Source organism: Olsenella sp. kh2p3 (genome assembly GCA_900119625.1).
In the GTDB taxonomy this organism is placed as follows: domain Bacteria; phylum Actinomycetota; class Coriobacteriia; order Coriobacteriales; family Atopobiaceae; genus Tractidigestivibacter.
The window spans coordinates 599,250-618,118 of record FPKD01000001.1 but is presented as its reverse complement, the minus strand read 5'-3'; the positions used below and the strand labels follow the sequence as shown (position 1 = coordinate 618,118).

The following is an 18,869-nucleotide window of genomic DNA, read 5'->3' as shown; positions in this document are numbered from 1 at the left end:
AGTTCCCTCACTGGCGGGTGCTTCTGTATGTAGGGGAGCGAGTCTTGTCGGCAGATGCTCCTCTCGGAGTGGTCCCTCTGGCTGCTTTGTCGCGTTTTCGTGGGGTGAGGGTGGCGCGGCGCCTTCTTTGGTACAGTGTTCTCCAGCGCGTTGGATGGGTGCGGGTGACGCAACACCTCGAACCTGGTCAGGGCCGGGAGGCAGCAGCCATAAGGGGCCTCTGGCGGGCACCCGTTCCCATCGAGCGCGCTGTCATGCCCCATGGGTCGCGCGCACCACGGCCGCTGGGGCTTTTTTTGTAGACCGATTGTCGTGCCTGGCCTACTTTGCCTGAACAGGGAGTTTGTCTATGGGATTCGTTGACTTCATCGCCAACCTGCTTCGCGACCCGCGTGCCGCCATTGCGGGCTGGATCGCCGCCGGTCCTCTCACCGCGTACGGCTTCGTGTTTCTCATCATCTTTGTCGAGACGGGCGTCGTATTCTTCCCGTTCCTACCGGGTGACTCGCTGCTGTTTGCGTCCGGGTTCTTTGCGCAGGGCGGCGGGTTCAACATCTTTGCGCTTCTCGGCGTGGCTTGGGTCGCTGCCATCCTGGGCGACCAGTGCAACTTCATGATTGGGCACTTCTTTGGGACGCGGATTGTGGCTTCGGGCAAGGTCAAGGCCATGACTCCGGAGCGCATGGAGAAGAGCGAGAAGTTCCTTGAGAAGTGGGGCCACGTGGCCATCTTTCTGGGGCGCTTCTTCCCGTTCATCCGCACGTTCGTGCCCTTCATTGCGGGCATGGGCGGCATGCACTGGCGCAACTTCGTGATCTTCAACGTACTGGGCGGCATCACGTGGTCTACGCTCTTCACGCTGCTTGGGTACTTCTTTGGCGGCATCCCTGCGGTGCAGGAGCACTTCGAGCTGGTCGTTGTGGGCATCATCCTGGTGTCCGTGATTCCGGCGGTTGCCGGGGCGATTCGCGCGCGTATGGGTGCCAGGAAGGCGGCCGACGCGGAGTAGCGCGGCTGCCGGAGGCGGGCTGCGGGCGAGCTGCGCGCCCGGCTCGCTTCGCTTGGCCGCGGGGTCTCACCGTTTAGGTGGGGCTAAACGTTCGGAAAAGTCCTAAACGTTCGGAATCCGCGGCCAAGTGGATGTGTCGGCGCCCCGCACCGGCGCCCCGCACCGGCCTCGCCGCCCCTCGAATGCCGCCTCCAGCGCCGGAGCTTCGCACGACGTCTGCGCTGCCGGTCGGCGCCCTTGTGGTGCAGTTTGTGCCTTTTGAAGTGCATCTTGTGACAAGGACATGCTTGGTTGGCCGACCGGCTCTATTCTCAGGCCGTGCGGCACCTCTCCCACATCTCACAGGCGCCGCCGCGGCATCCGGCTGTCTCCTCCCAATCCCTCCGGATGCATCCCGCGAGGGGCCTGGCGCTAAGGCTGGGCCCCGATTTTCGTCTCGGGCCTGCTGCGAACAGCGGTCATGGATGCCGCAGGGGTATTGCCGAGAACTACTGAGAAGGAAATTGACACATAACACCGTACGGTCGGCTCAAAATGTCGAATTCCTTCTCAGCGGCGACATCCAGGAGTGCCTCTCGCCGATGGTGTCACCTGAACGACCACTTGCGTCAAATGCGAGGTGCCGTGGGTCCAAGGCCCTACTGTGTTTCTCGACGACAACCTCCCTATGCCGTCTTGCACCAACGTCCGGGACTCTCCCTCCCGTTTACGGCCCGGACGCGTCTGGTTGAGCGGGACCTCGGCCGCGTACCGGGGCCCGCTTTCTTCTTGCGCGAGGGTCGTGCGTCGCGCTGTGCCGCTGCTGGGCAGCAACTGCAGTTTGCGACGCATTATTGACCGGATGCGACCCTCTTTGGCCTTCCTCCTGCTTGCTGCCTACCCTTATCGTCGAACAAGCGGCCCTCGGGGCCGGAGGGAACGTAAGGGGAGTGGGAATGGCTAAGAGCACAACGAGAAGGAAGTTCATCGGCTCGACCATCGCGTCGGTTGGCCTGCTGGGCGTCACTGCCGCCGCAAACGTCGCGGCGAACAAGTTCAGCTCGCTTCTCGACCACTACGTGGGCGGACGTCCCGCAACGGTCGAGAAGGTCCAGGGCTCCGAGGACTGGGACGCGGAGTACTACGCCTCGGACTACCGTGGCCGCAAGCAGGCGACCGAGGCCGCAAACGAGCTGGTCACCGAGATCGAGGCCGAGGGCATCGTCCTCTTGAAGAACGACAAGAACGCACTGCCGCTCTCCACCTCCGAGACCGTGAGTATGCTCGGCCGCTATGCGGCAGACCCTGTCTACGGCGGCGCCGGCTCCGGTACCGTTGACGCAAGCTCCTGCATCAACTTCTACCAGGGCATCAGCCGGGCGGGCTTCACCATCAACGACACCGCCTACGACTGGATTAACAGCAACTTCTCCAACTACGCCAAGGCCGCCATCACCATGGACAACCCGTCCACGGCGTCCTACTACATTGGCGAGATTCCCTGGTCAGACTACAGCTCCGACGCCCAGGCATCCATCAAGGGCACCGTTGGCCTGGTCTTCATTGGCCGTGGCGGCGGCGAGGGCGGCGACCTCTCCCGCAACCTGAAGGCAGACGTCGAGTCCGGCGTCTCCGAGAACTTCACCGCCAACAGCGAGACGGCCAACTACGAGGACGGCCAGCACGAGCTGGAGCTCACCGTCGAGGAGAAGAGCGTCATCGAGGCTGCAAAGGCTGCGTGCTCCAAGGTCATCGCGGTGCTCAACCTCTCCACGACCATGGAGCTTGGCCCGCTCGTCTCCGGCGACTACGCGGTCGACGCCATTCTCGAGGTTGGCTCCATCGGCGCCACCGGTGCGGCTGGCCTTGGCCAGATTCTTGCTGGTACGGTGAACCCCTCCGGCAAGACCACCGACATCTGGGCTGCGGACTTCACCGCCGACCCCACGTTCAAGAACTTTGGCGGCAAGCGCTACACCGACATCGAGAACTACTACGCTAAGAACGCAACCAGCACCACATCCGACGGCACCGCCTACTTCGTGGAGTACGCCGAGGGCCTCTATTACGGCTATCGCTACTACGAAACTGCTGCCGTCGAGGCTGAGGCGGGCAACTACGCAGGCTTCGACTACGACAAGGCCGTCGTGTTCCCGTTTGGCTATGGCCTCTCGTACACCACGTTCTCCCAGACGCTCGACTCCGTGAATGCGGATGACGAGAACGTCAAGGTTGAGGTCACGGTCTCCAACACTGGCTCCGTTGCCGGCAAGGACGTCGTGGAGGTGTACTACTCGGCCCCCTATACCGCAGGTGGGCTCGAGAAGGCAGCCGTCGTGCTGGGCGGCTTCGCCAAGACCGACGCGCTCGACCCCGGTGCGAGCCAGAAGGTCACCATCGAGTTCCCCGTGCGCGAGATGGCCTCCTACAGCTCCGATGACCAGGCGTACGTGCTCGACGCGGGCGACTACGTCATCAGCCTCCGCACCGACTCGCACACCGTCGTGGACCAGAAGACCGTGTCCCTCTCGGCCAAGAAGTACACGACCGACTCCGCCACCGAGGCGCAGATCACCAACAAGTTCGACGACATGACGGAGTACATGGAGAAGAACGTCAAGACCATGTCCCGCAAGGACTTCAAGGGGACCTTCCCCGAGGAGGCCGCCGACAAGAGCGCGGCGGACTGCGGCGTGGAGCTTGTGGAGTGGAAGCTCGAGGACCACGAGGACCCCAACGCCACGATGCCAACCACCGGGGCGGACAACGGCTTGCAGCTCATTGACATGCGCGGGCAGGACTTTGACTCCGAGGCGTGGAATGACATTCTCGACCAGCTCTCGGTTGAGGAGATGGCCACCTGCCTGAACGACGACGCCTACAACACCCCCGAGGTCGAGTCCGTGGGCAAGCCCGCAACGGTAGAGCCCGACGGCCCTGCCGGCTTCACCTCGCTCACCGGTCCCACCGGCAACTGCTCCTACTGCTCCGAGGTCGTTATGGCGCAGACCTGGAACGTGGAGCTCATGCACCGCATGGGCCAGATGGTTGGCCAGGAGGCCCTGGCCTCTGCGTACAACGGCTGGTACGCGCCGGCCATGAACACGCACCGCTCGCCCTTCGCCGGCCGCAACTTCGAGTACTACTCCGAGGACCCGCTGCTTGCCGGCAAGATTGGCGCGGCAGTGGTGAGTGGTGCCGCCGAGAACGGCTGCTATGCCATGATCAAGCACTTCGCGATGAACGACCAGGAGTCCTACCGCGTGCAGCACGTCTGCACCTGGGCCACCGAGCAGGTTGCGCGCGAGATCTACCTGCGTCCGTTCGAGACCACCGTCAAGGAGGCCACGTACGAGATGAAGTACATCTCGGACGACAAGGGCACCGTCTCGACCAAGACCATGCCCGGCTGCACCGGTGTGATGAGCTCGTTCAACTACGTTGGCGCCGAGTGGGCCGGCGGCCGCAAGAGCCTGTGCACCGGCGTCCTGCGCGACGAGTGGGGCTTCAAGGGCATGGTCATCACGGACTTCGAACTCTATGACTACATGAACAAGAACCAGGCCATCTATGCCGGCACCGACCTTCAGCTCACCTACTCGGCAATGACCGGCGAGTACCAGGGCACCAACACGGCGACCGTTGTCTCCGAGATGCGCGAGTCCATGCACCGCGTGCTCTACACCGTTGCCAACTCCAACGCCATGAACGACATGGTGCCGGGCTCCAAGATCACCTACGGCGTTGCCCCGTGGCAGTACGGCGTGTGGGGCGGCTCTGCGGTGCTCGTTGCGCTTGCGGCGTTCTTCGGCTACAAGGCCGTTAAGAACCACAAGCTCATGGGCACCGAGGGCAAGGATGCCGAGGCCGACGTCCCCGAGGTCAAGAAGGGCGACAAGAAGGCGTCTGACGAGAAGTAACAAGGCAGTTCTACTCGCATAAAGCAGGCGGCCCGTCCCCGGGTGGGGGCGGGCCGCCTTTGTGTGAAGTGCCTTCTCGCCTTAGAACGCGGGGAGGACGTCCTGGTCGTACGTGTCGGAGAGGTACTGCTTGAAGTCATCGCTTGTGAGGACACTGACCAGCGCGGCAATGCGGTCGTCGTCCTTCTTCTCGGGCGTGGTCACAATGTAGTTGGCGTACTGCTCTACGGCCTTGCCGTCCTTGGACTCCACGGCCACGGCGTCCTTCACGTGGAAGCCGGCCTCGATAGCGTAGTTGCCGTTGATGACGGCAAAGTCAACATCTTGGAGCTGGCGCGGCACTGCAGCTGCCTCGACCTCAACAAACTGCAGGTTGTGGGGGTTCTCGGCAATGTCGACCGGGGTGGCCTCAAGGTTGTCAGGGTCCTTGAGCGTGATGAGGTTCTCCTGTTGGAGGAGAAGGAGCGCGCGGCCCTCGTTGGTGGGGTCGTTGGGAACGGCAATCTGCGCGCCGTCTGCGATGTTGGCCAGGTCAGAGGACTTGCCAGCGTAGATGCCAAACGGCTCGTAGTGGATGGCGGCAACGCCCACCAGGTCTGTGCCGTTCTCGTCGTTGTAGTTGTTGAGGTAGTTGATGTGCTGGAAGTAGTTGGCGTCGACCTCGCCTGAGCTGGTCACCTGGTTGGGGATGATGTAGTCGGTGTACTCCTTGGTCTGAAGGTCGATGCCCTGCTCCTTGAGCTTGGGCGCGGCAAAGTTGTTGAGGATCTCCGCGTGGGGCGAGGGGGATGCGGCAACCGTGAGGGTCTGGCTCTGCGCCGAGTCGCTGGCGGCAGAGCTGCTGGAAGACGAGCTGGAGCCGGAGTTACCGCAGGCAGCGAGGGTGGTTGCGGCAAGTGCGGCGAGGCCGGTGCCAATGAAGTTCCTTCTGGTGAGCATGATGGGTTCCTTTCTGTTGGAAAAACGATGAGAGTGGTGGTAGGAGCGCTGTCGAGAAGAGCAACGCGTTCCTGCTAGCGGTGGTCGATCTTCTTTGCGATGGCGTCGCAGGTGCTCTGGATTACCTGCACCAGGATGATGATGAGCACGAGAGTGGCGATCATGACCTCGTCCTGGTAGCGGTAGTAGCCGTAGCGGATGGCGATGTCGCCCAGGCCACCCGCGCCAACTGCGCCTGCAATGGCCGTGTAGCCCAGAACCGCGATAAGCGTGATCGAGATGCCGCGGACAATGGAGGGCAGGGCCTCGGGGAGCAGGGCAGAGACCACGATGCGCGGGATGGACGCTCCGCACGTCTCTGCTGCCTCGATTGCGTCGCGCGGGACCTCGACCAGGGACTGCTCGACCATGCGCGCCACAAACGGCGTGGTGGAGAGCACCAGGGGAGGAATCACGCCCTGCACGCCGGTGGTGGTGCCCACCAGGGCGCGCGTGACCGGGAACATCGAGACCAAAAGGATGATGAACGGGATGGAGCGCCCAATGTTCACCACCCAGCCCAGCACGGCGTTCAGGGTGCGCATGGGGTGAAGCCCACGCGGTGCGGTGACGCAGAGAACAACGCCCAGGAAGATGCCTATGACGTACGAGAAGGCCGTGGACACAAAGAGCATGACCAGCGTGTCGGCCAGTCCCTCGCCAAGAAGCGAGCCGTATTGGGCGAAGAAGGATGCAAGGCTACTCATCCCAGCTCTCCTTTCCCAGAAGCTGACGGGTCACTTCGTGCTGCGGGTTGGCAAAGACCTCGGCAACGCTGCCCTGCTCAACGACCTTGCCCGAGACAAGCACTGCTACGTTCTTGCAGATGTCCTCGACAACCTGCATGGAGTGGGTGATTACGATGATTGTGACGCCCGTCTCGGCGTTGATCGTGCGCAAAAGGTGCAGAACCGAGGCCGTGCTTGCGGGGTCGAGGGCCGAGGTGGCCTCGTCGCAGAGGATGTAGTCCGGGTGGCAGGCAAGCGCACGGGCAATGGCCACGCGCTGCTTCTGGCCGCCCGAGAGCTGCGCCGGATAGGAGCTGGCACGGTCTGCAAGGCCAACGCGGTCCAGGTAGCCCAGGGCCTCCTCGCGGTTCTCTGCCGTGACCTTGCCCGTGCTCGCAAGGTAGGGGAAGCAGACGTTCTCGAGGGCTGTCTTCTGCGCGAGAAGGCCAAAGCCCTGGAAGATCATCGCCACATGGCGACGGTACTCGCGAAGTGCGGTGCCCTTGAGGTTGGTCACGTCGGTACCATCAACCACCACGCGTCCGGAGGTGGGACGCTCGAGGAGGTTGAGGCAGCGGACCAGCGTTGACTTGCCGGCACCGGAGATACCAATGATGCCAAACACGTCGCCGGTGGGGATGGTGAGGGACACGTCGTTTAGGGCGTGGACCTCGCTGCCCCCCTCAAAGGTCTTGCAAAGATGTTCCAGAGAAATCAAAACGTGCGCTCCGCTCGATGCCGCCTGCTGGTAAAGTGCACGACCCTGTGCAAAAGCCGTGCTGGTAAGACGCCCGGTCCCTTCGCGCTAGCGGCCCGTGCCGGGTGATGCGGCAGGCTGCTAGCGGCGAGGGTGCCCGGGCTTGGGCATCTGCTGGCGCATGAGCGCAAAGGTGTATGTGCTGCTCGTCGTGTTCATGGTCCAACACTGTAGCTAGCGTCTGGCTGAATCTCAAATCGTTATTCGCGTTGACTGGCTATCGCGCCAGGTGATAGCAGTGGACGAGCGCCTATGCGCGCTCTGGAATTACGGCGTCCACGCAGAAGGTCGTCCCGTTTGCCGAGAAGGCAAGCGTACCACCGTAGCGCTCGACGATCGCCTTCATCGAGCGTGTGCCAAAGCCGTGGTTGAGAGGGTTGCCCTTAGTGCTTGCCGGCACGTCGCCTTTGAAGCTCTTTGCACTGGCAGTGGGGTCGTAGTAGTTCTCCACGTGGATGGTCACGGTTCCGGCGCGCCTGCGCACGATGAGCGAGATGGACCTCCTTGCCGCATCGTCCAGGTGCTCTACGGCCTCGATAGCATTGTCGAGCGCGTTGCCAAAGAGGGCGTAGAGGTCCGCCGGCGCCATGAAGTCTAGCGCCGCACCGTCCGCCACGCAGGTAAGAGTGATATGGCGGCTCTCGCAGAGCAGGCTTTTCTCGGTGAGGATGGTATCCAGGGCGTCGTTGCCGGTGTGGACCTTGGAGTCATAGACGTTGATATCGCGCGCGACGCTTTCGAGCACGTCTTTATCGACGGTCTTCTCGCCCGCCGCAAGCGAGCGGATCTGGTGGCGAAGGTCGTGACACTTGATGTTGATGGCCTCGATGTTCTCGCGCGAGAGCTGGTACTGGCGCTCCTGCTCGGCCAAGAGCCGCTCGGCGGCGGCCTTCTCGGAGGAGAGCTGACGCACCACGACCAGCTCAACCTCGGCAATGATCACAAAGACGCAGATAAGCGCATGAAACGCGCGCATGCACAGCGTCACGGGCAGCGCCAGGCTTCCGGTCACCACGTACTTGAGAATGAGGTCGAACTCGATGATGCCAAAGACCACCACCACGACCATAGCAAGCATGGCGGGGTTGCCGCGCCCCTCGAGCCCCTTCGGCTCGATGCGCCTAATAAAGAGCAGGTAGGCTATGGCATAGACTGCGGTACAGCTAATGGCGGTAAGCCATGCGTTTCCGCCTGTCACGATGCCGGGGACACCTGCCGCGCTAAGGATGAGCCCCACAGTCTCTCCGATGCTGCTTGCCAGGTTTTGGAGCGCGTAGCCTGCGGTGGCGCAGAAGGTTGCCGCCTAGGGGCTCATCTCGAAGCAGGCAAGAAGCGTCGGGATGGTGACAAGGAGAAATGCGGTGCAGGTAACGAGCCCTCCGATGATGCCCAGCGAAAGCGGGTAGCTGGCATCGATGTTGAGGACAACCAAAGAGCCGTCGTCAGTACTTCTGGTTCCTGCGAGGAAAGACGTTAAAAGTTCGGTGGCAAAAAGTAGCCCGACAGCTGCGACCGCCCTTGCTATGGGATGCTGCCTGGTGGGCTGTCCGTGGGCGAACAGGCACGCCGCAATTAGGACCTCGGCAAACAGCGCGGAGCCGCCTACGGCGTACTTCAGTCCCAAAGCAAGCGCTTCGGCGCCAGGCATCATATGGTGCCTCCAAAGTAGCGCGCAAGCGTCTCGAGGCAGGGCTTCTTGCGCGAGCGGCTAAAGAAGAGCTGGGTGCCATCGTCCAAACGCACGGAATCGCTGAGTACTGTGGTTACGTGTGCCATGTTGGCGAGGCATCCCTGGCTCACGGTGATAAAGAGGTCCTGTGGGAGCTCTTCTCGCGCACCGCTAATGCTGCCGCGCCGGCGAAGCGGCTGTTCGAAGCCTGCTACGTGGTAGAGAAGGTCGTGCTTTGCCAGCTCGACGTGCGTGATATCGTTCACGTTGATAACGCGCGTGCCGCTAGCAGTGGGAAGCGCCATGGTGTGCGCGGCGTTCTTCTCCATTACGCGCATCGCGCGCCCCATTCGCATGGCAAAGTCGCCGTAGCTTACCGGTTTGACCATGAAGTCCAGCGCGTCCACCTGGTATCCCTTTACGGCGTACTGTGCGAGGTTGGTCACAAAGATAAGCGGCGTGGAGGCGTTCTCCTCGCGCAGCAGCTGGGCGGCCTCCATGCCGTTGATGCCCGGCAGGTCTATGTCCATGAAGATAAGGTCAACGACTCCAGCTTCCGAGAGATCAAAGGCCGTTGCCAGACGTGTCACCAGGAAGCGGGCGCCCTGCTCGGTACCAAAGTGCTCGAGGTGCTCGGCAAGCGTCGCAGCCGCCTTGTCGTCATCCTCGACCATGAGCACCTTGTACGTGGTCAACGGGCGTCTCCCCCCTCATTCCAAATCTGTCCCGCGAGTGACGGAATTGGTCACCTTTTGAGTTTCTCCAGCTTAGCTGAACTACCTTGACCTTTGGTTTTGAATTAGGGCGGGAGATGTGGCTCGCCCGTGGTAGCGACGGAGGGAAGAGATGGGAAAGAAGAAGGCCGGTGGAAGCGCCAGCGGCGTGCGCACCGTAAGCCGCGCCCGCAAGGTGGGGAGGGTCATCAAGACCATCCTCAAGTCCGTGCTGGTTGTGGTGCTTGCGGTGGCGATGGTGGGCGTGAATGTCATGCTGCCCAACAGCATGATTTCCCGCATGGTCAACAACAGTGCCGGATACCAGCAGTCCTGGGATAACTCCAAGGCGAACACCGCAGGACTTGACCTGGACTACTACAAGGCAGATTACGACAAGGACAGCATTGGCGACGCGGAGAAGCAGCTTGACCGCCAGATTGCCAACGAAGGATACGTGCTGCTCAAGAATGACGGCAATACGATGCCGTTTGAGCAGGGCACCACGTTCAGCTTCTTTGGCGAGTCCGTCAAGAATCTCACCGCAACCCAGAGCGTCCTCACGCAGTTTACCGGTGCCAAAGGTAACTCGAACCAGCTCAAGGACTCTTTTGAGAGCCGCGGGTTCGGGGTGAACCAAACCCTCATGGACTTCTACACCAAGGGCGCGGGCAGCAAGTACACCATGGGTACCGGTTCAATCAACTTTGGCGCAGCCGAGGACTTCCGTATCAACGAGTGCCCGCTCAGCGAGCTTGAGTCTGCCGATGGGGTGCTCGATTCTACGAAGGACACCGTGCCCGTGTTTGTGATGCGCCGCGTTGCGGGCGAGGGACGCGACATGCCGCGTTCCATGTACAACCACGCCACAAGCGCGGAGGATAAGGCAAAGACCTATCTCGAGCCCGACTCTACCGAGCTGGAGATTCTTCAGTACATCAATGACAACTTTGATAATGGCGTAGTGATTCTCAACACCGCCTCGGCGCTGAACCTGGGCTGGCTCGAGCAGTTCCCTAACATTAAGAGCGTCCTGTTTGTTCCCTCGACAGGCAGGTATGGTACCGATTCTCTGGCGGACATCTTTGCCGGCGAGGTCAGCCCTTCTGGCAAGACCGTCGACACGTTTGAGGCTAACTCGCTCAACTCCCCAGCTGCCCAGAACTACGGCGACTATCAGTACATCGATGGCGATGGAAACCTTACCGGCTATTCGTACGTCTCGTATGCCGAGGGCATCTATGTTGGCTATCGCTACTACGAGACCCGATACGAGGATGCTGTCCTTGGCCAGGGCAACGCTGGCGACTTTGACTACGACAGCGAGGTTGTATACCCGTTTGGCTACGGTCTGAGCTACACCACCTTTGACTGGAGCAACTATCAGGCCAGCTGGGATGGCACCACGTGCACCGTGTCTGTAGACGTTACCAACACGGGTGATGTCGCGGGCAAAGACGTTGTTGAGGTCTACGCACAGAGCCCCTACACCGACTACGACCGCGCGAATGGGGTCGAGAAGAGCGCGGTCCAGCTGGTGAACTATGGAAAGACAAAGCTGCTTGAGCCTGGCGAGACCCAGACGGTTTCCGTCACGTTTGACCAGGACATGCTCAAGGCCTATGACGCCAACGGAGCCAAGACGTACATCCTGGATGCTGGCACCTACTACGTTACCGCTGCTCACGATTCCCATGATGCGGTGAACAACGTGCTTGCCGCCAAGGGCGCAAACGTGGCGGGCGACGCCTCCCGCGTGAGCACCTACGTGCCGAGCAACACGGATGTCGATACCACTACCTATGCGACCGACACAAAGAGCGGTGCCGAGATAACGAACCTCTTCGGCGATGCCAAGGGCGACGTCACTTACCTCACCCGTGCGGACTGGGAGGGCACCTTCCCCAAGCATGACGGAACGCCGCTGGAGGGCAATGTGTCCACCTGGGGCGCAGAGATTAATGCCGTGGACGAGAATGGCGATCCCGTCTCGTACGCATGGGGGAAGGTCGCCAGCCCCGAGCTGATCGATCGCCTCAAGGGCCTTGACTCTGGCAACCCCGTGAGCGATGCGACAATTTCTGACACGCCGGTCTATGGTCAGGACAACGGCATTTCGCTCATCGACCTGCGTGGCAAGGACTACAACGACCCGATGTGGAACCAGCTGCTTGACGAGCTCTCTGCCGAGGACTATCGCGAGCTTGTCGGCCATTCTGGGTATGGCTCCAACTTTGTCCAATCTATTGGAAAGCCGTTCAACATCGATGCCGATACCGCAGCTGGTCTTATCTACGGTGGTACAGGAATGATGTTCTGCTCGCCAGTCGTGATGGCACAGACCTGGAACCAGGACCTCGCTTCGGCTTACGGCGCGATGATTGGCAACGAGGCAAACATCGGCGGGACCACTGGATGGTACGCGCCCTCGATGATCATTCACCGCACGCCCTTCACTGGTCGTAATGGCGAGTACTACTCCGAGGACCCCGTTATCAGCGGAACCGTTGCGTCGCTTGAGATCAAGGGTGCTGCCGAGAAGGGCGTCTACTCCACCATCAAGCACTTTGCTCTTAACGATCAAGAGAACCACCGTGGCGACGGTGGCATTGAGCAGGGATGCGCCACGTGGTCAAACGAGCAGGCGATTCGCGAGATCTACGTCAAGCCCTTTGACATTTGCATGCACGTGGGTACCGTCGACGAGAACTATGTTGAGCAGGGCGCGGATGGCTCCTACTCCATGGCAACGACCAAGGTTGATGCTTGCCAGGCAATCATGAGCGCCTTCAACCGCGTGGGCGCCACGTGGGCAGGCGGAAACTACGCCCTGCTGACCGGCCTGGCTCGCAACGAGTGGGGCTTTAATGGGTGGATTGTTACCGACTCCGCAAACTCTGCCGCTCCGTATATGGACAGCAGCCAGATGATTCGCGCCGGCGGTGACTCGCGTCTGCGCTCAAACGAGAACAACTACCAGTACGACGAGAATAACTCCGCCGAGTATCACTACGCGCGCGAGGCCATTCATCACCTGCTGTACGTCACGGCCAACTCCAAGGCCATGGAGGGCGCGATGCCTGGTAGCGCCTACGTGCCTGGCCTGCAGGCGGTCGACAAGGTTCGCATTGGCGTGACCGCCGGTGGCGCCGCAGTGATTGCGCTGGTGTTCTGGACCGGTTGGCGCAACCACAAGAAGCGCGTGGCCGAGAGGGCTGCCGCGGCGGCAGACGCTGCTGCTACGGGCGACGGCGGCGAGGCGTAGCTTCGGACTGCTCGATAGGCGTTTGGTTTGGCGGGCCTGCCCCTCGTGGGTGGGTCCGCCTTTCTCGATGCATGGGTGGTGTTCATTTTTTTATTGACAGCAATAACGGGAGGATTCGATCATGCCGGTTGCCGTATGCGCTGTCACCCAGTCTGGCCAGTGGTCTTTTTGCCCGCCATTATTGCGTGATTTTCCTGGAAAGTAGTGTATTGCCCCAGTTAAGAGGGTTCTTATCAAGAGATTTCGCGCAATAAATGACAACGAGAAACCTCGGCACTCCCAGGACGAGGCCTCAAGGAGAGCCGAAGGGGTATCCCTCCCACCTGGCCAGATGTTCTTTATTGGTTTTTGAGAAACGACTACGGCTATCCCTGGTTACGAGAAGGGCACGGAAATAGCGTCACCGAGAGCCCCACCATCTCCCTGTGCCAGCCCGCCGGCGAACGGCCAATCACCCACAATCCACGGCACGCGCTGGACAGTCTGTGGCAGCTGCTCCTGTCGTCCAACCACCCCACTTTAAATGGGATTTAAGGTGCGCTTGGCCTGGGAGGGAATGCCCGGCTAACGCGAAGGGGTCTATCGTAAATGGAGGGGCAATGAAACAAGGAAACGTTACGCGCAGGAACTTCCTCGCCGGGTCTGCCGCCGCGGCGGCAATTGCGGGGCTTGCGGGTTGCTCTACCGGGGGTGACGCTACGGGCGAGAAGGACGCCGCGGCCTCGCTGCCTACTGCCGACAAGTACCCCATCGACCCGGACGGCTCCGACGTCCAGGCCAAGTGGACGAGCGAGGAGACCCGCGACGGCTGGACCCGCTACACCAACCCGGATGGCGGCGCCGAGCTGGGCGTCATGGACACCTCCAAGATCATCCAGGTGGACGGCCTGGCCTTCAAGGACATGAACGGCAACGGAAAGCTCGACTTCTACGAGGACTGGCGCCAGAGCGTCGACGACCGATCCAAGGCCCTGGCAGAGATGATGGAGTGGGAAGATTGCCTCAAGCTCATGTGGCACGGGGGAGCCTCCGGTGGGTCGGCCGTTCCCGGTGGTTCTAGCGATCCCGATGACATCAGCCTCGTTGAGCAGGGCTCCAGGGCTGGCGTTTCTCGTCTCGAGTCCGATGACGAGTCCTACGCCAGCGACATCTCTTGGATCAACATGGTTCAAGAGGCGTGCGAGAAGAGCTCCTACGGCATTCCGTACCTCAACTCCACCGACCAATATCAGCTCTTCGGCATTCCAGACAACGTTACGCTTGCTTCTGCCATGGATAAGGACGTCTGGCGCAAGGCCGGCATGTGGCTCGGTCGCGCCTGGCGTGCCACCGGCGTCCGCTGCGAGCTTGGCCCCCAGGTAGACGTTTACTCCAGCCCCATCGGCTGTCGCCTCTCAGGTTCGGTGTCTGAGGACCCCGCCCTCAACCGAGACTTCACGCAGGCCTTCTCTGCTGGCCTCCAGTCCACATGGGGCGACGATGAGGCAACTGACGACCAGGGCTGGGGCAAGGACTCCGTTGCGGCAATGCTCAAGCACTACGTGGGCGAGGGCTGCTCTGAAGGCGGGCGCAACGACCATTCGTCGACGGGTGCGTATAACGTTTTTCCCGGTGACAATTTCAATGCCCACCTTGTCCCGTTCCTGGACGGCGGCATGAAGCTCGATTCCAAGACCGAGCAGATGGCCTCAGTGATGCCCTGCTATGGCATCGCGTATTCCGAAGACGAGAAGTACGGAGAGAACGTTGGCTCCGGATACAACAAGCGCAACCTGTCCATCCTGCGCAACGCTGGCTGGGATGGCATGTTTGTTACCGACTGGGGCATCCTTACTAGCCAGACCTACGGTGTTCTCGACCTCACCGAGCCAGAGCGCTACCAGAAGATGATTGATGCTGGCATCGACCAGTATGGCGGCGGCTTTGACATGGAGGTTGGAAAGGAAGCCTACAAGCTCCTTCAGGATGAGCTTGGCGAGGATGGCGCCCTGGAGCGCGTGAGGGAGTCTGCGCGCAGGATTACCAAGGTCATGATGGACGTTGACCTCTTTGAGAATCCCTACAGCGATCGTACGGCTGCCAAGGAGGTCCTTGAGAGCACCGCAGCAACCGACTTTGGCATTGAGGCGTCTGAGAAGACCATCGTCATGCTCAAGAACAAGGGCAACGTGATTGCAAAGGGCGGCCCCTCTGGCAAGCCAAAGTGCTATGTCCCCCAGCACCTGGTCACCGGCGGCGGCTTCTTCTCGGCGACGCCCGCGCACTTTGAGCCTGCGCTCCCTGTTGACATGCTTGCCGACACCTTTGACGTGGTGACGGATGGGGTTGCTGCTGAGGGCACCGGCAGCTCGACGAACATGTTTACAGGCGAAGTCACTACCGGCGTGTTCCAGGAGAGCGACTGCACGCGTCTTGGTGCCGATCAGCTTGCTGATTGCGAGTATGCAATCGTGAGGATTGGCGGCCCCAAGGACCCCAACGACGGCGTACAGGGAGGCAGCGGCTTTGGCATGGCTGAAGGCCCCGTTGAGTACCTCCCGATAACCCTGCAGTACGAGCCCTATACTGCTAGCACTGCCAGAGAGGTGTCCATCGGCGGCGACACCCTTGCAGACGGAACAAAAGAAAACCGCTCCTACAGGGGTAAGACCCAGTCCGCGAGCAACCTGTCTGACCTCGAGCTGGTTAAGAGCACGCGCGAGAAGATGCCCAACGGCAAGATTATCGTGATTGTCGAGACCACCCGACCGATGGTCTTTGCAGAGCTTGAGCCATATTGCGACGTTATCCTGCAGAGCTTCAGCATGCAGACCCACCCAGTCGACCAGGCGTACGCCAACATCATCGTTGGCAAGACGGAGCCCTCTGGCCTTCTCGCATTCCAGCAGCCCAAGGACATGGAGACCGTCGAGGCAAACGACGAGGACGTGCCGCGCGACCTCGACTGCTACACCGACTCCGAGGGCAACACGTACGACTTCTGCTTCGGCCTCAACTGGAGCGGCGTGATCGACGACGACCGCACCAAGACGTACAAGGCCGCGCCGCTGACCAAGCCGGAGACCGTCGAGATCTAGTCGGGCGTGGGCGCTTCTCCTCCCTTCCCGCCCCTGCCTGTGGACCCCGGCGCCGCGCCTGGTGCCGGGGTCCTGCCCTCTCAGCCCGTGCCACGTGCCGCTCGCCCGTCGGCGAGCGGCGCACCCCCGCAATCCGCGGCACCGGCGCCGCAGGCTATGACAGCCGGGGCGAGGCGGCCCTCCCCACCCTCTTAACTATTCCTGAAGGCCCCCCATGCGGGGCAGGGAAGGGAAGTCCAAACAGGAGGGAACCATGGAGGAGAGAAGCGTAACGAGAAGGAACTTCCTTGCGGGGTCCGCGGCTGCCGCCGCGCTCGCGGGGCTGGCGGGCTGCTCAGCAGGGCCGTCGGGCGAGAAGGACGCCGCGGCCTCGCTGCCTACTGCCGACAAGTACCCCATCGACCCGGACGGCTCCGACGTCCAGGCAAAGTGGACGAGCGAGGAGACCCGCGACGGCTGGACCCGCTACACCAACCCGGACGGCGGCGCCGAGCTGGGCGTCATGGACACCTCGAAGATCATCCAGGTGGACGGCCTGGCCTTCAAGGACATGAACGGCAACGGCAAGCTGGACTTCTACGAGGACTGGCGCCAGAGCGGAGCAGACCGCGCGGCCTCGCTGGCCGATCAGCTCACCGCCGAGGAGATCCTGCCCCTCATGTTCCACGATGGCATGATGAGCGCCACCGCTCCGCTCGACGACGACTCCACCGAGAAGCTCAACGAGGGCATGCGTGCCGGTGTCTCTCGCGCAAACTCGAACCTCGACTCCTTTGCGTCGGACATCAAGTGGATCAATGCCGTCCAGGAGTACTGCGAGAAGAACGGCGGTTGGGGCATTCCGTACATGAACTCGACTGACCCTTACCAGCTCTACGACATCCCTGACAACCACTGCCTTACCTCGGCCATGGACCCTGAACTTTGGAAGAAGGCCGGCATGTACACCGGCAGGGCTTGGCGCGCTACGGGCGCCCGCGTAAACCTTGGCCCCCAGGTGGATATCGGCACGAATGTGGTGTGGACCCGCCTCGGTGGTTCCATGTGCGAGGACCCCGCAGTGAACCGAGACATGACCAAGGCCTTCGTTGGCGCCATGCAGTCGACCACCGATGACGGTGGCAACGACCTTGGCTGGGGCACCGACTCCGTTGCCTGCATGCTCAAGCACTACTGCGGCCCCGGCGCTGCGGAAGGCGGCCGTAATGATCACAACGACGCAGGCAAGTACGATGTCTTCCCCGGCGATAACTACGATGCCCACCTCATACCGTTTATCGACGGTGGGATGCACCTCGACGGCGAGACCGGCGAAATGGCCGCAATCATGCCCAACTACGGCATCGCCTACAGCGATGACGGGGAGTACGGCGAGATCGTCGGAGGCGCCTACAACAAGAAGGCCCTCGATATTCTGCGCGAAACCGCAGGCTGGGATGGCATGATCACCACCGACTGGCAGATCCTGCGCGCGACCGACTTTGGCGACCGCTGCTTTGGAACAGTTGCCAACCTCACCGAGCCGGAGCGCTTCGAGAAGATTCTCGACGCCGGGGTTGACCAGATTGGCGGCGACTGGGCTCCTGACGTGGCAAAGGACGGTTACGCCCTGTATGCCAAGGACAATGGCGAGGATGCCGCTCTGGCTCGCGTGCGCACCTCCGCCCGCCGCATCTTCACGGTCATGAACGACGTCCAGCTCTTCGATAACCCCTACAACGACTCAAGCAAGGCCAAGGAGGTCCTCGAGGACTCCGACGCTGCGGCGTTTGGCCAGGAAGCGTCCAACAAGGCCATCGTCATGCTCAAGAACAAGGGCAACGTTATCTCAAAGCAGGGCATCACCGGTAAGCCCAAGTGCTATATCCCCCAGAAGCTCTCCGGTGGCGGGATGTTCGGCGGCGGAAGTGCGAGCTTCTCGCTTGCCATCGACGAGACCGCGGCGAACGAGCTCTTTGACGTCGTGACCGACACGGTCGGCGAGCCAACGGGCGAGCCGCAGGCCTTTGGCCCCATGGCCGCTCAGGTAGATACGAGTAAGAAGGTCTACCAGGAGTCCGACTGCATTCGCGCGACGGCTGATCAGCTTGCCGATTGCAAGTACGCGATTCTCGTCATCGCCAGCCCCAACACAGGCGCCGGCGAGGGCGGAGGCGGGATGTTCTCGAAAGAGCCCGTTCCCGAGGACCAAAAGTACCTGCCCATCTCGCTGCAGTATCGCCCCTATACTGCAGATGGCCCCAACGTACGCCGCGTCTCTCTCGCCGGCGATACGCTTGAGGACGGGACCAAGGAGAACCGCTCGTACTACGGCAAGTCGGTCACCGCTTCCAACGAGAGCGACCTCGACATGGTGCTTAACACCCGTGCCGCGCTTCCCGCCGATGCCAAACTCATCGTGATTGTCGAGGGCACCAACAACGCCCAGTGCTTCTACGAATTCGAGCAGGCGGCGGATGTCATCCTTTGGTCGTGGGCCTCTTCTGGCCGCAACTTTGGCAAGGCGTACGCCAGGATTCTCAAAGGAGAGGTGGAGCCCTCCGGCCTGCTTCCGTGCCAGATGCCCAAGGACATGGACACCGTCGAGGCCTCCCTCGAGGACGTGCCCCGCGACCTCGATCCCTACGTGGACTCCGAGGGCAACGCGTACGACTTCTGCTTCGGTCTCAACTGGTCCGGCGTCATCGACGACGACCGCACCAAGACCTACAAGGTCGCGCCGCTGACCAAGCCCGAGACAGTCACGCGCTAGCAGTCGCACTACCGCACGCCCG

General features: G+C 61.6%; 11 protein-coding genes and 1 other RNA gene. 6 read left to right on the top strand and 6 right to left on the bottom strand.

What is annotated here, in order from left to right:
* The first annotated feature begins 151 nt into the window (after window positions 1-151).
* The 3 genes from ffs to BT122_RS02775 all read left to right on the top strand — a co-directional run bounded on the left by ffs (window position 152) and on the right by BT122_RS02775 (window position 4,908).
* An RNA gene (gene ffs / locus BT122_RS02785) (signal recognition particle sRNA small type) lies at window positions 152-247 on the top strand.
* Window positions 248-349: 102 nt separating this feature from the next.
* Window positions 350-1,009 (top strand): DedA family protein, encoded by a 660-nt coding sequence (locus tag BT122_RS02780; protein WP_072354480.1) that lies wholly within the window; start codon window positions 350-352, stop codon window positions 1,007-1,009.
* Between the two features lie 935 nt (window positions 1,010-1,944).
* Complete coding sequence (locus BT122_RS02775) at window positions 1,945-4,908, top strand: glycoside hydrolase family 3 protein (protein ID WP_072354479.1); 2,964 nt, start codon at window positions 1,945-1,947, stop codon at window positions 4,906-4,908.
* Window positions 4,909-4,989: 81 nt separating this feature from the next.
* Here BT122_RS02775 and BT122_RS02770 read toward each other — a convergent pair whose 3' ends face one another.
* The 6 genes from BT122_RS02770 to BT122_RS02745 form a co-directional block, all read right to left on the bottom strand.
* Window positions 4,990-5,847 (bottom strand): MetQ/NlpA family ABC transporter substrate-binding protein, encoded by an 858-nt coding sequence (locus tag BT122_RS02770; protein WP_072354478.1) that lies wholly within the window; start codon window positions 5,845-5,847, stop codon window positions 4,990-4,992.
* Window positions 5,848-5,921: 74 nt separating this feature from the next.
* Window positions 5,922-6,593 carry a methionine ABC transporter permease gene (locus BT122_RS02765; RefSeq protein WP_072354477.1) on the bottom strand — a complete coding sequence of 224 codons (672 nt, stop codon included), beginning with the start codon at window positions 6,591-6,593 and terminating at the stop codon, window positions 5,922-5,924.
* Window positions 6,586-7,332: a methionine ABC transporter ATP-binding protein gene (locus BT122_RS02760; RefSeq protein ID WP_072354476.1), complete on the bottom strand. Its 747-nt coding sequence runs from the start codon at window positions 7,330-7,332 to the stop codon at window positions 6,586-6,588. The genes BT122_RS02765 and BT122_RS02760 overlap by 8 nt, the downstream gene beginning before the upstream one ends.
* A gap of 289 nt (window positions 7,333-7,621) precedes the next feature.
* The gene (locus BT122_RS02755) at window positions 7,622-8,608 is read right to left on the bottom strand and encodes an ATP-binding protein (RefSeq protein WP_072354475.1); all 987 of its coding nucleotides are present in this window, start codon (window positions 8,606-8,608) and stop codon (window positions 7,622-7,624) included.
* Between the two features lie 66 nt (window positions 8,609-8,674).
* Window positions 8,675-9,022 carry a hypothetical protein gene (locus BT122_RS02750; RefSeq protein ID WP_072354474.1) on the bottom strand — a complete coding sequence of 116 codons (348 nt, stop codon included), beginning with the start codon at window positions 9,020-9,022 and terminating at the stop codon, window positions 8,675-8,677.
* The gene (locus tag BT122_RS02745) at window positions 9,019-9,735 is read right to left on the bottom strand and encodes a LytR/AlgR family response regulator transcription factor (protein ID WP_083432270.1); all 717 of its coding nucleotides are present in this window, start codon (window positions 9,733-9,735) and stop codon (window positions 9,019-9,021) included. The genes BT122_RS02750 and BT122_RS02745 overlap by 4 nt, the downstream gene beginning before the upstream one ends.
* A 151-nt stretch (window positions 9,736-9,886) precedes the next feature.
* Between BT122_RS02745 and BT122_RS02740 the strand changes: the two genes are divergently transcribed.
* From BT122_RS02740 to BT122_RS02730, 3 genes are all read left to right on the top strand, one after another.
* The gene (locus BT122_RS02740) at window positions 9,887-13,018 is read left to right on the top strand and encodes a glycoside hydrolase family 3 N-terminal domain-containing protein (protein ID WP_072354473.1); all 3,132 of its coding nucleotides are present in this window, start codon (window positions 9,887-9,889) and stop codon (window positions 13,016-13,018) included.
* 599 nt (window positions 13,019-13,617) lie between these two features.
* The gene (locus tag BT122_RS02735) at window positions 13,618-16,095 is read left to right on the top strand and encodes a glycoside hydrolase family 3 N-terminal domain-containing protein (RefSeq protein ID WP_072354472.1); all 2,478 of its coding nucleotides are present in this window, start codon (window positions 13,618-13,620) and stop codon (window positions 16,093-16,095) included.
* A gap of 253 nt (window positions 16,096-16,348) precedes the next feature.
* Complete coding sequence (locus tag BT122_RS02730) at window positions 16,349-18,847, top strand: glycoside hydrolase family 3 N-terminal domain-containing protein (protein WP_072354471.1); 2,499 nt, start codon at window positions 16,349-16,351, stop codon at window positions 18,845-18,847.
* Window positions 18,848-18,869: the final 22 nt, after the last annotated feature.